Here is a 16,677-nt window from a genome sequence, read left to right on the forward strand (position 1 = left end):
TTCCGGAACTTCCGCGCCGTCGACGGCATCACGGGAAGCCCTTGGGCGGGCTTGAAGTATTTTCGCAAATTTTTCAACGCCTACGACGCCTCCGCGATTTTGCTCAATACGGTAGAGGTTTGCTTCTACACGCTGCTCGCGGGCTTTCCGATTTTCGTGCTGCTTGCGCTGCTTTTAAACAACACAAACAGCAAGCGCTTTCGGAAAGCGGTTCAACTGTCGACGTTCGTGCCGTACTTCATCTCGGTCACGGTCGTCGTCGGCATGCTGCATCAATTTCTGTCGACGCAGGATTACGGCATCGTCAACCGGATCATCGTCTTCTTCGGCGGCCAGCCGATCCAGTTCATGACGGAGCCGGGCTGGTTCAGCTCGATCTACACCTGGTCGAACATCTGGCAGGGGGCCGGCTTCAACGCGATCATCTATATCGCCGCGCTGTCGTCCATCGATCCGGCGCTGTACGAGGCGGCGGTCATGGACGGGGCGTCGAGGCTGCAGCGGATGCGGCACATCGATCTGCCGAGCATTATGCCGACCGTCGTGATTACGTTTATTCTGGCGATCGGACAAGTGATGAACCTGGGCTTCTTCGACAAAATTTTTCTGATGCAAAACGCGCTGAACCTGGACCGCTCCGAGGTCATCTCGACATACGTGTACAAGACGGGCATGGCCGCCTCGCTGCCGAACTTCTCGTACGCCACCGCGATCGGCCTGTTCAACTCGGCGATCAACTTCGCGCTGCTGATCGCGGCCAACCAATTCGCGAAGCGCGTGCAGCAATCCAGTCTATGGTAAAGGAGAATCGTCCATGAACAGCGCTCGCGCGGCGAAAGGGGACCGCTGGTTCGCGTTGACCGTTCACGTCCTGCTGACGGTCGCCCTTGTCGTCACCCTGTATCCGATCGTCTACATCGTCAGCTCCTCGTTCAGCGCGCCGTCGGCCGTAACGTCCGGGGGAGGTGTGGCTGTGGCCCGTCCGTCCGAGCCTGCACGGCTACGAGGCGGTGTTCCGCTACGAAGGCATCTGGCGGGGCTTCTACAATACGCTGCTGTACGCGGGAGGCGGGACGCTGATCAGCGTCGCCTTGACGGTGCTGGCCGCCTACCCGCTGTCCCGCTCCGACTTCAAGGCGCGCCATCCGCTCATGTTCCTGTTTACGCTGACGATGTTTTTCAGCGGCGGCCTTATCCCGACCTACCTGCTCGTCAACCAGTTGGGCCTGTACAACACGCGGTGGGCAATCGTACTGCCGTCGGCGCTGGCGGTGTACAACCTGATCATCACCCGCACCTTTTTCCAGACCGGCATCCCGCCGGAGCTGCTCGAGGCCGCGAAGCTGGACGGCTGCGACGACTTCACGTTCGTGCGGCGGATCGTGCTGCCGCTCTCCGGCGCCATCCTGGCCGTGAACGCGCTGTTCTACGCGATCGGCTACTGGAACAACATCCAGAACGCGCTGATCTATCTGAAGGACAACGACAAGATGCCGCTGCAGATGATCCTCCGGTCCATCCTGATCCAGAACCAGATCGACCCGAGCATGACGGCGGCGATGGATTCGAAGGCGCTGGCCGAACGGGCGAATCTGCGCGAGCAGTTGAAGTACGCGCTCATCGTCGTCTCCAGCCTGCCGGTCATTTTGCTCTATCCGTTCGTGCAGCGCTACTTCGTCCGCGGCATCATGATCGGCTCGATCAAGGGCTAGCGCAGCGGCGCGAGCCGGATGCAAGGAGGCGGTCGTACACGAGGAAAAGGAGGTGAGGCCTCCCCCCGCAGCCACAGCGTGAAAGACGCGAGCGAGCACGAAGCCGGGGAAAGGCAAGTCGCGACGGCAGGAACGCATACGGACAGCATCGCATGCAGTCATTCATTAATTATCGGAGGGGTACGTACATGAAAAAGAAATTCACCGCTTATGCCGCGGCGCTGCTGGCGCTGACGATGCTGCTGGCGGGCTGCAGCGGGTCGAAGAACGGCAACGCCGAATCGAGCGCATCCGCGGGGGCGTCCGCGTCCTCGTCGGCTTCAGACAACTTCAACGCGCCGGGCACGCTGCCGGTCGTCAAAAACCAGGAGACGCTGACCGTCTGGGCCAGCCCGCCGAGCTGGGTGGGAGACCTGAACGAGAACTGGTTCACGAAGTATTTCGAAGAGAAGACGAACATCAAGATCAACTGGGTCCGCGCGAATATGGAGGATTACCGCGATAAGCTGAACCTGCTGCTCGCGAGCAACACCGACCTGCCGGACGTCATCCTGTCCTGGGGCATCAGCAACGCGCAGCAGATCGCCTACGGCTCGCAGGGACTGTTCCTGCCGCTGAACGAACTGATCGACAAATACGGCTCGGCGACCAAGCAGGTATTCGACTACAATCCGATCATTAAGAGCACGATCACGGCGCCGGACGGCAACATCTACGGCCTGCCCTCGATCAACGAATGCTTCCACTGCACGTACAGCCACAAGATGTGGATCAACCAGAAGTGGCTCGACCAGTTGGGACTGCAAATGCCGAAGACGACCGACGAGTTTTACGCGGTGCTCAAGGCGTTCAAGGAGAAGGACCCGAACGGCAACGGCAAGGCGGACGAGATTCCGTTGACGCGCGGCTCGTGGCAGGGGGGCATCGACTTTTTCCTCATGAACGCCTTCATCGACAACGAGGCGGGCAACCGGCTCATGCTGCAGGACGACAAGGTCGTGCAGGCGCCCGTTCAGCCGGAATGGAAGGAAGGACTCTCCTATTTGCACAAGCTGTATGCCGAAGGGCTGATCGACCCCGAGTTCCTCCTCGAAGACGACAACAAGGTGAAGATTCTGACCGGCACGACCGAGGCGGACAACAAGGTCGGCGCCGTCGCGAGCGGCGGCTTGAGCTGGGTCGACTGGAGCGACGCCAATACGGTGAAGGACGACTACGTCGCAGTCCCGCCGCTGACGGGTCCGGCTGGCGTCTCGCTGGCGAAGGAGTACGCGTTCGGCATGGGCGTCGGCAACTTCGTCATCACGAAGGCGGCCAAAAATCCGGAGCTGGCGATGCGGTTCGGCGACGCGATCTATCAGCTCTATCTTGAAGGCGACTACAACCTGTACGGGCAGGAGGGCGACGTGTGGGAGAAGGCTAAGGCGGGCGAGGTCGGCCTGGACGGCAGCCCGGCCAAGTATAACGTCCTCAAGAGCGGGGAGCAGCCCAACAACTTCACGTGGGGCAACGGCCTGAATTCGTTCATGACGAACGAATGGCGCAACGGTCAGGTCGTCACGCCGGGCGTGTGGAACTCGGAGAAGATCCTGTACGACGAGACGAAAAACAAATACGAGGGCAAGGGACCGAAGCAGGTCATGCCGGGCAGCTTTATGATGCCGGAAGACGAAGCGACCGAATGGGAGGAGCTCAACAACGCGGTCATCCAGTACCTGGACGAGAGCGTGGCGAAGTTCGTCACCGGGAGCATGGATCTGAACAAGGACTGGGACAAGTATCTGTCCGAGCTGAAGAAGATCGGCTACGACCGGCTGACGGAGCTGACGCAGAAGGCTTACGACCGGCAGTACAAAGGCAAGATGTAAGCGGAGCGAAGGAAGACGAGAGGGAGCATGCGAAGGAAAGCGAGAAGGAGCATGCAAAGGAAAGACGAGAAGGAGCATGAGAAGGAAAGACGAGAAGGAGCGTGGATATGAGTCTGTGGGAGCAATTGGACGATCGGCCGGTGCCGGCCTGGTTCGACGACGCGAAATTCGGTATTTTCATTCACTGGGGGCCGTATTCGGTGCCGTCCTGGGCGCCCAGGCGCGAGAGCGTTAACGTATCGGGCGAGGCTTACGCGGAGTGGTACGGCAGCGCCATGCGTCAAGAAGGGAGTCCCTACCGGGACTTCCACCTGCGGACCTACGGGGCGCGCACGACTTACGAGGACTTCGCGCCCCGCTTCCGGGCCGAGCTGTTCGAGCCGCAGCGCTGGGCCGAGCTGTTCCGCAGATCCGGCGCACGCTACGTCGTGCTGACGGCCAAGCATCACGACGCCTTCTGCCTGTGGCCGAGCCGCTACGCCTGGAACTGGAACAGCGCGGACATCGGCGCCGGCCGCGATCTGTTCGGCGAGCTGGCCGCCGCCGTGCGCGGGCAGGGCTTGCGGATGGGCGCGTATTATTCGCTGTTGGAGTGGTTCAACCCGCTCTATCTGAGCGATCCGGAGGCGTATGCGACCGAACGGATGATTCCGCAGATGAAGGAGCTGATCGACGCCTACCGTCCCTCCGTTCTGTTCACGGACGGGGAGTGGGAGCATGCGAGCGAGAAATGGCACAGCGAGGAGTTCTTGCACTGGCTGTTCGCGCATCCGGATGTCGGCGGGGAGATCGTCGTGAACGACCGCTGGGGCAGCGAGACGCGGGGCCGGCACGGCGGCATTTTCACGACGGAGTACGGCGAGGTCGGCTTCGGTCCCGACGGCCAGGAGCTGCACATGAGCCGCGAGCGCAAATGGGAGGAAAACCGGGGCATCGGCGCTTCGTTCGGCTACAACCGGCATGAGACGCTCGACGCGTATATGACGGAAAAGGACGTCATTCACTTGCTCGTCGATACCGTGAGCCGGGGCGGCAACCTGCTGCTCAACGTCGGGCCGACCGCGGACGGGCTGATCCCGGTCATTATGGAGGAGCGGCTGGCGCAGCTCGGCGACTGGCTGCAGGTGAACGGCGAGGCGATCTACGGCACGGGCTGCTGGAAGGCGCGCAGCGATGCGGACGAGGACGTCCGCTATACGGTGCGGGGCGAGACGGTATACGCGATCTTCCTGCGCTGGCCGGCGAGCGAGACGACGCTGACGGCGCCGGGCCTGTCCGGCAAGACGCGAGCGCGGATGCTGGGCCTGGACGAGCCGCTGACTTGTGGTCAGACGGTGGAAGGGCTGAGCGTGGAGGTGCCGGTGCTGCCTCCGGAACGGTTGCCGTGCCGGCATGCGTACGTGATCCGATTCGATTAGGGAAGGGGAACGGACGAGGATGGAGCAAAGGGTGAGGCATGGGGGAAACGCAGGCGGAGGAGACGGAGATGCTGACGGAGAAGCCGGCGATGAGGCAGGCGGATATGCAGGCGGAAATGCAGGCAGAGAAGCAGGCAGAAAAGCAGGCGGGAATGCAGGTAAAGATGCACGCGCCTGATTTAGGCAGCGACCCGGGCGGCGGCGAAGGCGGCCCGCGACGCGGCAGTGAACGGCGTGGCGGGGCGCGCGCTGCGCTGCGCAAGTTGGGCGCGCTGCTCCTGGCGACGGCGCTCATGGGCGCGTCGGCATCGGCCGCGGGCGCGACGGTCTACCCCCGCGCATCGCAGCAAGCCGGGCGTCGACGATCGATTACATCGATATGGAAAGTTCGTCTTATACGATCGGCGATCTGCTCACCGTCGAGTCGCTGCAGGGGGATCGTCAACCGGTCGGAGCCGCGCATCTGGGTGCTGAAAAATCCGATCCAAATGTACGACGCCGCGCCGGGCTTCGACGCCTATTCGACGATGGTCGGGCGCACCTTCTGGTTCGACCGGTTGTCCGGGTACACCAAGGTCGCGCATACCGACCCGCTGGAGCTGGTGCAAAGCTTCGCTTCGGAGCTGTCGGGCGCGGTACTCTACGATCCGGACATGCTCGATACCGCCTCCGGCGCGAACGGCAACGTCGGCAGCTTCTATTATACGACGAACGACGATTCGCAGTATGCGGAGGCCAACAAGGGCTTCCAGCCGTCCGAGACCGTCGTCGCGCAGCTCAACGTCACGGCCATGCTGTGCGCCAAGTACGGCGCGATCGCCCTGACGGAGGATCAGCTGGACGCGCTGGCTGACGATTACGGCGTGACGCTGCCGGTGCTGGCCGATACGCGGACGCTGGACCTCTCCACCTGGCAAAAAAAGCTACCAGTACGCGATGGATCATCTGGACGCGGACATGCGGACCGATATTTTGGCCAACAACCCCAACTTCAGCATCGCGATGTTCGACTACCTGATCGCGAACAAAATTTTCGTCTTTAATCTGAAGGGCGACCCGGCTGCGGGAACGGGACTCAGCGCGGCGGAGAAGACGCTGACCGACGAGATCGCGGACCGGAGCGGGCCGAATACGCCGGTGATCGGCGTCTGGGGCGGGACCACGGACGAAGACGCGTTCGGCCGCTACTTCAATCCCGAAGGCAAGTTCTCCCTCGTCACCAGCGAGAGCTTCAATATGAGCTGGACGAGCGGGCTGCCGTCCGTACGTCCTTCGGCTAGCGAGACGAACCGCAATCTGACGTACGACCCTTCGAAGGTATATATCAGCTTTACGGAAACGGACGGGGACACGCTGCTCTTTCTTCAATATAAGTATCCTCGCTGGTTCGGTCTGGCGGACCGCGAGAACTACCCGATCGGCTGGGAGCTGTCTCCGACAATCGGGGGAGCTCGATCCGCTGGCCGCGCAATTTTACGCGGAGGAGCGGGGCGCCAACACCTACGTCAACCCGGTCACCGGCGTCGGCTATCTCAAATATGCGCCTTCAGCCGCTTATCGGGACGATTATTTCGAGCTGACCGACGATTATATGGACTACATGCGGTACCGGCTGCTGCGCACGATGAACTACGACCGTTTCGACGCGATTCCGTATACCGCCATTCCAAGCGTCGAGGGCGTATTCGCGGGGTACGGCGGCGCCGATCCGCAGCGGCCCTCGGTCGCCGAGCTGGCGGAGACGAACTTTATGTATTTGGGCAAGCCGATTTTCATCAATTATTCTTACGCGGACATCGATCAAATCGTGGATTACGACGGCGGCGGACCTGCGTTCTTCAGCGTGGCGGCACAGTACGTCAATACGGAGCTGCTGACGGACACGATCGATTCGCTGCCCGCGAACTTCGTCGTCGTCTCGCCCGGCGAGCTGGTCGATCTGTACAAGCAATACGCGGAGCAGACGTACGCGGACATCGGCCAGGCCGCTTTTCTGGCGAGCTTCTCGCACGGGGAGAGCGGATTTCTCAGAGGCGGACGCGGGCAGCTACATCGCGGACGGCGACCACCGGGTGGCGGACGGCACGGCGAGCTGGACCTACCGGTTCGATCTGGCGGACACGGCCGCCGCGCTCGACGTCAAGCTGGACGTCGCCAACAACTACAAGATCGAGGTGTCCAAAGACAAGGCGAGCTGGACGACGGAGGCGACCGCTCCGGCGGATATCCACGACGCGAGCAACCGCGCGACGGTGGAGCTGGATCTGTCGGCGTATCTGGCGGGCAATCCGGACAAGACGGTCTACGTGCGCTTCGGCGACGCCAGCCCAGCGGACGGTTGGGGCGCGAGCCTGTTCGGCGTCGGCGTGAACGAGGACGTCCCTGCCGCCGCCGACCGTCAGCTGTTGACCGCAGGACGTCAGTTGAATGCGGGGCAGTTCCTCGCCGCGCCTTCGGGCGGTTACAACGTGACGCTGCAGAGCGACGGCAATCTGGTGCTCTACAGCGGGCCGAATCCGGCGGGCAATACCGGCGTCGTCTGGCAGTCGGGCGCGACCGGCCCTGCGGGCGCCTACTTCGCCATCATGCAGAGCGACGGCAACTTCGTCGTCTACAAGGGCACGGGACCTTCGGACAACCAGGGCTACCTGTGGTCGACCGGTACCGGCGGGAGCGGCGCCTGCTACTTTTCGGTCGAAGATGACGGCAAGATCTATGTCCATCAAGGCAGCGATCCCGATCATGAGACCGGCGTCGTCTGGTCGCGTCCTTGAGCGGCCGGCGGCGAGGATAGGCAACCAGAAAAGGAGAGATCGTTCGGATGATGGACCGCAAGCATGCTTTTCTCGGGCTTCACTTCGACCTCCATCCGACGGAGGAAGACGACAGCCTGGGCGCGGACGTGACGGAGGAGCGGGTCGACCGGCTGCTGCGGCGCGTTCGCCCGGACTATGTACATTATGATTGCAAGGGACACCCAGGCTACACAGGCTGCCCGGTTCGCACGGGCTGGGCGGCTCCCGGGATCGTCCGCGATTCGCTCGCCGTCTGGCGGGAGGCGACGCGGAAGCTGGGCATCTCGCTGGGCATTCACTACTCGGGCGTCGTCGATCATCTCGCGGTGCGCCGGCATCCGGAGTGGGCGCGTCAGGACGCCGAGGGACAGCCGGACGCCGAGGCGACAAGCGTCTTCGGACCGTACGCCGACGAGCTGATGATTCCCCAGCTTCAGGAGATCGTGGCCCGCTACGGGCTGGACAGCATCTGGCTGGACGGCGAATGCTGGGGCGCGAAGCTCGATTATTCTCCGGCTGCGTTGACCGCCTGGCGCGAAGCGACCGGTTGGGAAGACGCGCCCGCAGGCCGCGAAGACCCGCGATGGCTGCAGTGGAAAAACTTTCACCGCGCGGCATTCGAGAATTATTTGCGGCATTGGACGGAGGCGCTTCACCGCGCCTTTCCCAAGCTGCAGGTCGCCAGCAACTGGGCGTACACGACGATGAGCCCGAAGCCGGTCGCGGCCGGGATCGACTACATCTCGGGCGACTTCGACCCGATGCTGTCGGCGGACCGGGCGCGTACGGAGACGCGCTATCTGAGCAACGTCGGCATGCCGTGGGAGCTTCAGGCATGGGGCTTCGACAATGCCTCGGGTCAGGAGGAGCTGCTCAAGTCGCCGTCGCAGCTCAAGCAGGAGGCGGGCGTCGTGCTGATGCACGGCGGAGGCTTTATGATGTACTTTTTGCCGACGAGGTCGGGGTACATCAATGAAGAGATCGAAGAGACCGCCGCCGAGGTGGCGGCGTTCTGCCGGGCCCGCAAACGCTTCTCGCATCGCAGCGTCTCGGTGCCGCAGGTGGCGCTTCTTCATTCGAGCGAAAGCCAGTTCGACCGCTCCGACCGGGTGTTCACCTGGTGGGACACGCCCCTGAACGAGCTTGAAGGCGCGCTGCACGCGCTGCTTGAATCGCATTATTCAGTCGACATTCTAGCCGAGCATATGCTGGAGAGCCGACTGGAGGAATTCGCGCTGCTCGTCATTCCCGATGCGCATGCGCTGTCCGACGCGTTCCGCAGGCGCGTGCTCGACTATGTCGCAGGCGGCGGCAAGCTGCTGCTGCTCGGCGAGCGCTGCGTGCGGCTGTTCGGCGAGGCGCTCGGCGCGGAGCTGCTCGGCGAGCCGCGGGCGGCGAACGCGCAGCTCGTCTCGCCGGCGGGCAAAGTCGGCTGCCCCGGCTTGTGGCAGCGCGTCGAAGCGACGACGGCCGAGACCGTCGCCATGCGCTACGAGGGCGAAGGCGTCCACGGCCGCCATTCGTACCTCGATACGCGGAGCGAGGGCGTGTCGGCGGCGCACCTCCGCCATCGCTCGGAAGAGATCGCCGCCACGGTGAACCGCTATGGCGCGGGCGAGGTCGCCGCCGTGTACGGCCCGGTCGCCGATCGCTACTTCCATTCGCATCATCCCGCGCTGCGAAGCTGGATTCGCCGGCTGGCCGAGCGTCTGTTTCCCGAGCCCGCCGTGAAGACCGACGCGCCTTCGTGCGTCGACCTTGCGCTCCGGCGGACGGCGGAGGGCGAGCTGTGCGTACATCTGCTGAACCTGGCGAATATGCCGGTCTCGAACCGGCGCGCCTACGCGGAGTATGTACCGCCGATCGGTCCGATCCGGCTCGGCATCCTGCTCGACAGCCGCCCGTCCGCCGTCGTCTGGGAGCCCGGCGGCGCATCGGTCGACTGGCACTGGTCGGACGGCAAGCTGGAAGCGTCCGTGCCGAAGCTCGACATCCACGGCGCGTTGGTTATTCGGTTTTCATAATGGTTTATATCAGAGCGCAGTCCGCCGGGTTGTTCAGTGCCGGCTGGACTGCGCTTTTTTATGCTGGAAAAAGATGCGCGGTATGCTAAGATCAAAAAGAAAACGTATCTGTTCGGGGAGGCATTATCATGAAAATCCACCGCATGGACCACATCGGCATCAACGTCAACGATCTGGCCGCCGCCAAAGCGTTTTTTCTCGAATTCGGACTCGAGGTGCACGGAGAATGGGAAGCGGAAGGCGCTTGGCTGGACGAGATCGTCGGTCTTGAAAATGTGAAAACATCCTGCGTCGCATTGCGCTCGTCCGATGGCGAGACGTGGCTGGAGCTGATCAAGTATATCGCGCCTTCGGACGAGAACGGAATTCAGCCGACGCATTCGAATACGTTAGGCATCCGGCATATTTGCTTCGCCGTCGATGATATCGAGGCGCTGGTCGCCAAGATGAGAGAGAAGGGCATGGAAACGTTCAGCGACATCCAAAACTATAAAGATATCTATAAGATGTGCTACGTCCGCGGGCCGGAGAGCATCATTTTGGAGTTGGCCGAGCGAATCGGATAAATACGGATTGCCGTGACGAGTCAGGACTAATTGTTTTGGCGTCCAACCGCCGCTGTAAGCGAGAAAAGCGAGGCTACAGCAGAATGCCGAAAAACACAGACTAGAGCGACGAAGGCGCTGGGGCGCGCTGCAAGCAATCGTTTTGCAAACATTCTGACATGGCACCCAAGCCGGCGCCGCGATCGAAAATTGTATACACGGATTGGATCGCAGTGCATCTAAAACCTCTATGCCAGGTTCTAAACGACGCACGTATAAAGAACGGGGGAGCCGGTCATAAAGTTATTTTCGCGGGCTCATGATACGGTAACGGTGGTGTAAAGGTAGAAAGTTACTCTACAGCCTCGCGAACCGGTCAAAACGTTGGTGTAAAGAAAAAAAAGTTACTCTACAGCCTTGAGGTGCGATCTAAACAGTACTGTAGGGACAAAAAGTTACTCTATAGTCTTGCGGCATGGTCTAAATGGTGCTGTAAGGGCAAAAAGTTACTCTAATGCAAGCTACAAAAGCAACGTTACTGGAACGACGAAGACGCCGGGACACGCTGCAAGCGACAAAAGCGCGGCGACAGAAGCAGGCCGCCGCTGCAAGCTACAAGAGCAACGTTCCTGGAGCGACGGAGGCGCTGGGGCGCGCTGCAAGCGAGAAAAGCGCGGCGGCAAGCGGAAAACCGGGCCGGCCCTGCATGCAAAGAAGGGAACGCCAGGGAGCTGCGCGCTCCCGGACGTTCCCTTCTTAACTGTCTATGCCAAGATCCGATCGATCCGGTCCAGCTCCTCCTGCGTGAACGACGGCTGGGCGAGCGCGCCGACGGCGTCCTCGATCTGCTCGACCTTGCTCGCGCCGATGAGCGCGGACGTGACGCGGCCGCCGCGCAATACCCAGGCCAGCGCCATCTGCGACAGCTTCTGCCCGCGTTCGGCAGCCAGCTCGTTCAACTGCCGAACCTTCGCAATCAGAGCCTCGTCGATGCCCTCGGAGCGCAGGAACACGCTCGGTCCGGCAGCGCGCGAGTCGGGAGCGATGCCGTTCAGGTACCGGTCGGTCAGGATGCCCTGGTTCAGCGGCGAGAATACGATCGAGCCGATGCCTTCCTCGTCGAGCACGTCCTGCAGACCGTCCTCGATCCACCGCGACATCATCGAATAGTTCGGCTGGTGGATCAGGCAAGGCGTCCCCAGTCGCTTCAGGATGCGCGAAGCCTCGCGCGTCTGCTCGGGCCTATAGTTGGAAAGGCCGACGTACAGCGCCTTGCCCTGGCGGACGACGAGATCGAGCGCCGCCATCGTCTCTTCCAGCGGGGTGTCCGGATCCGGCCGGTGGTGGTAGTAAATGTCGACGTAGTCGAGGCCCATCCGCTTCAGGCTCTGATCCAGGCTGGCGACGAGGCCTTTCTTGGAGCCCCATTCGCCGTAAGGACCGGGCCACATATAATAGCCGGCCTTCGTTGAGATGATCAGCTCGTCCCGGTAAGGACGCAGGTCGTCCTTCAGCATGCGGCCGAACGACTCCTCCGCCGATCCGGCAGGCGGGCCGTAATTGTTCGCCAGATCGAAGTGGGTGATGCCGAGGTCGAACGCGCGTCTGACGAGCGCCCTGCCATTTTCGTACGTGTTAATGCCGCCGAAGTTATGCCACAGGCCGAGCGAGATGGCCGGCAGCTTCACGCCGCTCCTGCCGCTGCGATTGTATGTCATCGCGTCGTATCGGTCTTGCTTTGCCGAGTAGGTCAATTTGAGCACTCCTTCTCATAAGATTAGGCTCATTATAGTTCGACTACAGGAATGAGCCTATATCCGCATGGAAGGAAAATATGGCATAATGTCTGTTCTTCGCGACTAGCGATATTGTTTGGGCGGGACGCCCTTCAGCTTTTTGAACATTTTCGAAAAAAGCAGCGCATCCCTGTATCCGACCGAACGCGCCACTTCCCCGACCGTGTAATGCCCTTTTCTGAGCAGCTCGCCGGCCCGTTCCATCCGATAGTGAAGCAAATATTGCTGCGGGGGGCAGCCCCGTAGCTTCCTTGAAGATGACCGACAAATATTTGCGGTCCAGCCCGAGCGTCGCAGCCAGCTGCTCGACCGTGATCGGCTCGCTGAAGTGACAGTGAAGGAAGTCCAGGCTGCGGTGAACGTAGGCATCCTGCTTGCGGGCGGGCAGGGCGATGCCGCCTCCCTCGTCCGCGGAAGCCGGCATTTGCTCGACGATCGACGTGAGCACGTCGATCAGCAGCGACGTGAGCCGCAGATCGCGGTTGACCGGCCGGCCTTCGGCTTCCCGCAGCAGCTCGTACAAATTCGGCATCAGCCGCATATCCATCGGGAATACGGGCGCCTCCGGCGTCAGCCGCGTTCGCGCGAGCACGTCCGCCACCCGGTCGCCGCGAAATCCGATCCACGAATACGTCCATGGTTCCGACGCATCCGCCTGGTAAAAGATGACCTTGTCCGGATAGGCGAGGAAGGCTTGGCCCGCCGTCAGCCTGTAGGTTTGGCCGCCGGCCTGCACGATGCCGGTTCCCCGATGCACGAAGTGGATCTTGTAATGATCCCGCACGCCGGGGCCGAAGGCATGGCCGGGGACGCAATCCTCTTTGCCGAAGTGGGAGACGTAAAAATCCGGATTGTCCCGGAACGGACGGTCGGGATTGTCGTGAAGTGCTCTCATCGGCGGACGCTTCCCATCCTCAGTACGGATTCGTATTCAACATGCTCGCCGTCTTGATGTACATGCGCTGAGGCAGCTTCAGTTGGGCGACGATGTATTCGGCCATATCCTCCGGGTGCATGTACTGCTCTTCCTTGCCTTCCGCGATCAGGGACGAGCTCTTGGCCAGATCGGTCGCGATCGTGCTGGGCGTCAGCGCGGTCACGCGGATATTGTTGCGGCGCACTTCTTGCGCGAGCGATTCGGTCAGGCCGATGACGCCGAACTTCGAAGCGCTGTAGGCGCTGGAGCCGGGCGCGCCGCTCAACCCGTTCGTCGAGGAGACGTTGATGATGTCTCCGGCGTTTTTGGCGATAAGCTGCGGGAGGACGGTACGCGTTACGTAATAGGTTCCGAGCAGGTTTACGTCGATGATTTTTTTCCAATGCTCGGGGTCCATCTCGACCAATTTCTCGAACGTGCCGATCCCGGCGTTGTTGATCAAGATGTCGGCGTTGCCGATCTCCCCGGCGATCTTGCCGACCGCCAGCTCGACCTGCTTGAGCGAAGACACGTCCGCCGCCGCGTAAGCGGCCTTGACGCCAAGCGCTTCGATATCGCGCGCGACGTCCAGCAGATCGTTCTCCGTGCGGGCGATCAGACCGACATGGACGCCTTCCCGGGCGAGCTCGAGCGCCACCGCCTTGCCGATCCCCTTGCCGGCCCCCGTCACGATCGCTACTTTTCCTTTGATGGTCTGCGCCACGATAGACACTCCTTCATTCGCTAATGAGTACATGCTACTGCAATTATATCGGATTCGACCTGGCATCCCAAATCGATGCTTACGGTGAAGCGACTTCCGACGGCATGCATCCGTTATTGCATAAAATTGGTTTCCGTTTGGAAAACCATACATAAACAACCGATTCGCTGCCCGGAGGTGATATTCATCGCTGCGGAACGAATGTCCAAGTCGTTGACCGCCAATCTGGATCGGCTGCGGCGCGTTTACAAGCAATGCGGCGATCTGGAGATCAAGGAATGGCGGTACGGGCCGGACCTGAAGCACCGGGCGGCCTCCGTGCGCTTTTCGACGTTGGCGGACAACGATACGAATTATATGAAAAGCGTCCTGCAGGATCTGTCGAATCATACGATCGGCCCCGGGCTTGAAGTCACGCCGGAGATGATCCGCCTGTTCTTCGACGCGCAGGGCGTATCGGCGGAGAGCGCGAGCAAGGAGAGCGAATGGGCGGCCGCCGACGGACTTCTGCTGCAAGGCCGTTCGGCGCTTCTCGTCGACGGCTGGGACCAGGCGCTCTGCTTCGAGACGAAGCGGCTGGAGACCCGTCCGGTCTCGGAGCCGGAGACCGAACCGGTCGTCCAGGGGCCGCGCGAGGGCACGGTCGAGGATCTTCAGAAAAACGTCGGCATGATCCGCATGCGGCTGCAGACCCCGGCGCTGAAATTTCAATTTTTCAGAGCGGGCGGACACTCCAATACCATGATCGGTTACGGATATCTGGACGGCGTCGTCGACCCCGGCATGCTGGCCGAATTCGAGCGGAGGCTGCAGACGTGCAAAGGGAAGGGCGACATCATCGATACTTCCTTTATCGAGGAGCTGATCGAGGACCGTCCTTTGTCGCCGTTTCCCCAGTTCCGGTATACGGAGCGGACCGACGTCGCCGCGGCCTCGATGCTGAACGGCAAGATCGTCCTGCTGGTCGAGGGCTCCGGCTCGATCATGATCTGCCCGGGTCTGTTCTTCGACCTGCTGCAGTCGAGCGAGGACTATTATCAGCGCGTGCTCGTATCGAACTTTATCCGCTGGCTGCGCTTCATCGCCCTCTTCATCGCGATCTCGCTGCCCAGTCTGTATATATCGATCTCGACGTTTCACACCGAGCTGATCCCGACCGTCCTGCTGCTCGCGATCGTCGACTCGCGCGAGGGCATCCCGTTCGGCGCGTTCGTCGAAGCTGTCATTATGGTGTTCTTCTTCGAGCTGCTCAAGGAGGCGGGCATCCGCCTGCCCAGAGCCATAGGCTCTGCGGTCAGCATCGTTGGCGCGCTGGTCATCGGGGAAGCCGCCATCAACGCCGGCATCGCTTCGCCTATCATGATCGTCGTCGTCGCGCTGACGGGGATCGCTTCGTTTTCGCTGCCCCAGTACAACCTGTCCATCGCCCTGAGGCTGATTCAGTTCCCGCTGATGGCGCTCGCTTCCCTGCTGGGCGGCTTCGGCATCTTGCTCGGCTATCTGTTCATCTGGCTCCATCTGACGACGCTCACTTCGATCGGCGTGCCCTACTTGACGCCGATCGCGCCGTGGAAGGCCGGCCAGTTCCGGGATACGCTCATTCGGACCAAGCTGCCCGCGTTGATCCGGAGGCCGAAGCCGCCCCGCTCTACTTAAATGATCGTTGAAGAGGTGCCGTATGAGACTCCGATTTGCGACCATGGTCCGGCTCGTGCTGACGGCGACGCTGCTCGGTTCGCTGCTGACCGGCTGCGGGGATCGGGCCGAGCTTCCGGAGAAAGGCTTCGTGATGGGACTGGCGCTGGACGAAGCGCCGCAGGGGGGGATCGGGTTGACCGTGCAAATTTACAAGCCCTCCCAGAGCATCGTCGGACGCGGCAAGCCCAGCCAGTCCTACATCAACATTGAGACCGACGACGAGTCGGTGATCGAAGCGGTGAGGGATATTACGCTCCATCTCGGGCGAAAAGCCCAGTGGAGTCATATGCGGATCATCCTGGTCGGCGAATCGCTCGCGCGCAAGCATTCGGTCGTGCGGCTGCTCGATTTTTTGTACCGGGATCACGAGCCGAGGCTGACGACCCACTTGCTCGTCACAAAGGGAGCTGCCTCTCATTACCTGGACACGGTTCCCTACATTGAGAATTCGGTCAGCCAACAATACTACTTAAGCGAGAAATCCTCGCATCAAATGACGGGCAAGTCGGTCTCCGCAAACCTGCTGCAGCTCGCGCTGCAATCTCGCAGTCCGTCGGCGGTCGCGCTGATCCCTTATTTGTACGAACGGGAGTCCCTTCAGAAGCCGGCGCCTACTGTAGCGGGAGCAGCCGTCCTCGTCGACGGCCGGATGAAGGAGATCATCCCGTCCAAGCTGCTCGAGGGTGTCCTACTGCTGGCAAACGGCTACAAGTCGGGCATCGTCGAGGTGCCTTGCTCCGCCGATCCGACCGGCGAGACGATGCTGCAAGAGGACGCGGTGGAGGTGCTGTCGACCAAGACGGCGATGACCGTCCGGCCTGCGGGAGATCATCTCGACTTGAATTTCCGGGTGAAGGCCGTCACGGCGCTCTCCGAGCTCGCCTGCGGGCTGGCGCTCACGCCCAAGGGGGGGAGCGGGAAGCTGCGGCTGCGGATTCAGAAAAAGATGGAGCAGTCGATGAGCGAGAGCATGGACTGGCTGTTGCAAAAACGGCTCGACGTCGTCGGGGCGGGGAACCGGCTGTTCGAGCGCCATACGAAGCTGTGGCGGGAGTGGAAGTCGGGCTGGCCCGACCGGTTCGCGCGTTCGGCCTATGAAGTGCATGCGGACGTCACGATCCTCACCTCGGGCACCAATGTCGGCAAGCCGGTCGACAAGCGGACGGGTGAATCGTGATGCG

At 61.6% G+C, this 16,677-nt stretch carries 12 protein-coding genes and 3 pseudogenes; 11 read left to right on the plus strand and 4 right to left on the minus strand.

Annotated elements, in window-relative coordinates; genetic code table 11:
• Positions 1 to 171: 171 nt before the first annotated feature.
• The 6 genes and pseudogenes from OMP40_RS41310 to OMP40_RS41315 all read left to right on the plus strand — a co-directional run.
• A pseudogene (locus OMP40_RS41310) lies at positions 172 to 801 on the plus strand (ABC transporter permease subunit); the annotation flags it as partial.
• 13 nt (positions 802 to 814) lie between these two features.
• Positions 815 to 1,712 (plus strand): annotated as a pseudogene (locus tag OMP40_RS07440) (carbohydrate ABC transporter permease).
• Between the two features lie 188 nt (positions 1,713 to 1,900).
• The gene (locus tag OMP40_RS07445; protein ID WP_277530406.1) at positions 1,901 to 3,580 is read left to right on the plus strand and encodes an extracellular solute-binding protein; all 1,680 of its coding nucleotides are present in this window, start codon (positions 1,901 to 1,903) and stop codon (positions 3,578 to 3,580) included.
• Positions 3,581 to 3,687: 107 nt separating this feature from the next.
• The gene (locus tag OMP40_RS07450; RefSeq protein ID WP_277530408.1) at positions 3,688 to 4,998 is read left to right on the plus strand and encodes an alpha-L-fucosidase; all 1,311 of its coding nucleotides are present in this window, start codon (positions 3,688 to 3,690) and stop codon (positions 4,996 to 4,998) included.
• A 38-nt stretch (positions 4,999 to 5,036) separates the two neighbouring features.
• A complete protein-coding gene (locus OMP40_RS07455; protein WP_277530410.1) occupies positions 5,037 to 6,041 on the plus strand; it encodes a hypothetical protein in 1,005 nt (334 codons plus the stop codon).
• Positions 6,001 to 6,429: pseudogene (locus OMP40_RS41315) on the plus strand (hypothetical protein); the annotation flags it as partial. The gene OMP40_RS07455 and the pseudogene OMP40_RS41315, both read left to right, overlap by 41 nt.
• 381 nt (positions 6,430 to 6,810) lie before the next feature.
• On the opposite strand, the gene OMP40_RS07460 reads toward OMP40_RS41315, so the two are convergent.
• Positions 6,811 to 6,975: a hypothetical protein gene (locus tag OMP40_RS07460; protein WP_277530411.1), complete on the minus strand. Its 165-nt coding sequence runs from the start codon at positions 6,973 to 6,975 to the stop codon at positions 6,811 to 6,813.
• A gap of 95 nt (positions 6,976 to 7,070) precedes the next feature.
• On the opposite strand from OMP40_RS07460, the gene OMP40_RS07465 reads away from it, so the two are divergent.
• The 3 genes from OMP40_RS07465 to OMP40_RS07475 all read left to right on the plus strand — a co-directional run bounded on the left by OMP40_RS07465 (position 7,071) and on the right by OMP40_RS07475 (position 10,383).
• Positions 7,071 to 7,772 carry a hypothetical protein gene (locus tag OMP40_RS07465; protein WP_277530414.1) on the plus strand — a complete coding sequence of 234 codons (702 nt, stop codon included), beginning with the start codon at positions 7,071 to 7,073 and terminating at the stop codon, positions 7,770 to 7,772.
• 47 nt (positions 7,773 to 7,819) lie between these two features.
• Positions 7,820 to 9,817 carry an alpha-amylase family protein gene (locus OMP40_RS07470; RefSeq protein WP_277530416.1) on the plus strand — a complete coding sequence of 666 codons (1,998 nt, stop codon included), beginning with the start codon at positions 7,820 to 7,822 and terminating at the stop codon, positions 9,815 to 9,817.
• Between the two features lie 128 nt (positions 9,818 to 9,945).
• A complete protein-coding gene (locus OMP40_RS07475; protein ID WP_277530418.1) occupies positions 9,946 to 10,383 on the plus strand; it encodes a VOC family protein in 438 nt (145 codons plus the stop codon).
• 743 nt (positions 10,384 to 11,126) lie between these two features.
• Here OMP40_RS07475 and OMP40_RS07480 read toward each other — a convergent pair.
• From OMP40_RS07480 to OMP40_RS07495, 3 genes are read right to left on the minus strand one after another with little or no spacing between them, the layout of a single operon-like run.
• Entirely contained in the window at positions 11,127 to 12,116 is a 990-nt protein-coding gene (locus tag OMP40_RS07480; RefSeq protein ID WP_277530419.1) for an aldo/keto reductase, read from the minus strand.
• 43 nt (positions 12,117 to 12,159) lie between these two features.
• Positions 12,160 to 13,053, minus strand: coding sequence for an AraC family ligand binding domain-containing protein (locus OMP40_RS43065; protein WP_459076906.1), 894 nt, complete (start codon positions 13,051 to 13,053; stop codon positions 12,160 to 12,162).
• 19 nt (positions 13,054 to 13,072) lie between these two features.
• Positions 13,073 to 13,798 carry a 3-ketoacyl-ACP reductase gene (locus OMP40_RS07495; RefSeq protein WP_277530421.1) on the minus strand — a complete coding sequence of 242 codons (726 nt, stop codon included), beginning with the start codon at positions 13,796 to 13,798 and terminating at the stop codon, positions 13,073 to 13,075.
• 201 nt (positions 13,799 to 13,999) lie between these two features.
• Here OMP40_RS07495 and OMP40_RS07500 point away from each other — a divergent pair, with 201 nt between their 5' ends.
• On the plus strand, positions 14,000 to 15,454 hold the full coding sequence (locus OMP40_RS07500) for a spore germination protein (protein ID WP_277530423.1): 1,455 nt from the start codon (positions 14,000 to 14,002) through the stop codon (positions 15,452 to 15,454).
• A gap of 22 nt (positions 15,455 to 15,476) precedes the next feature.
• A complete protein-coding gene (locus tag OMP40_RS07505) occupies positions 15,477 to 16,673 on the plus strand; it encodes a Ger(x)C family spore germination protein (protein WP_277530425.1) in 1,197 nt (398 codons plus the stop codon).
• Positions 16,674 to 16,677 lie beyond the last annotated feature (4 nt).

This window comes from Cohnella rhizosphaerae (genome assembly GCF_029525575.1).
Taxonomy (GTDB): domain Bacteria; phylum Bacillota; class Bacilli; order Paenibacillales; family Paenibacillaceae; genus Cohnella; species Cohnella rhizosphaerae.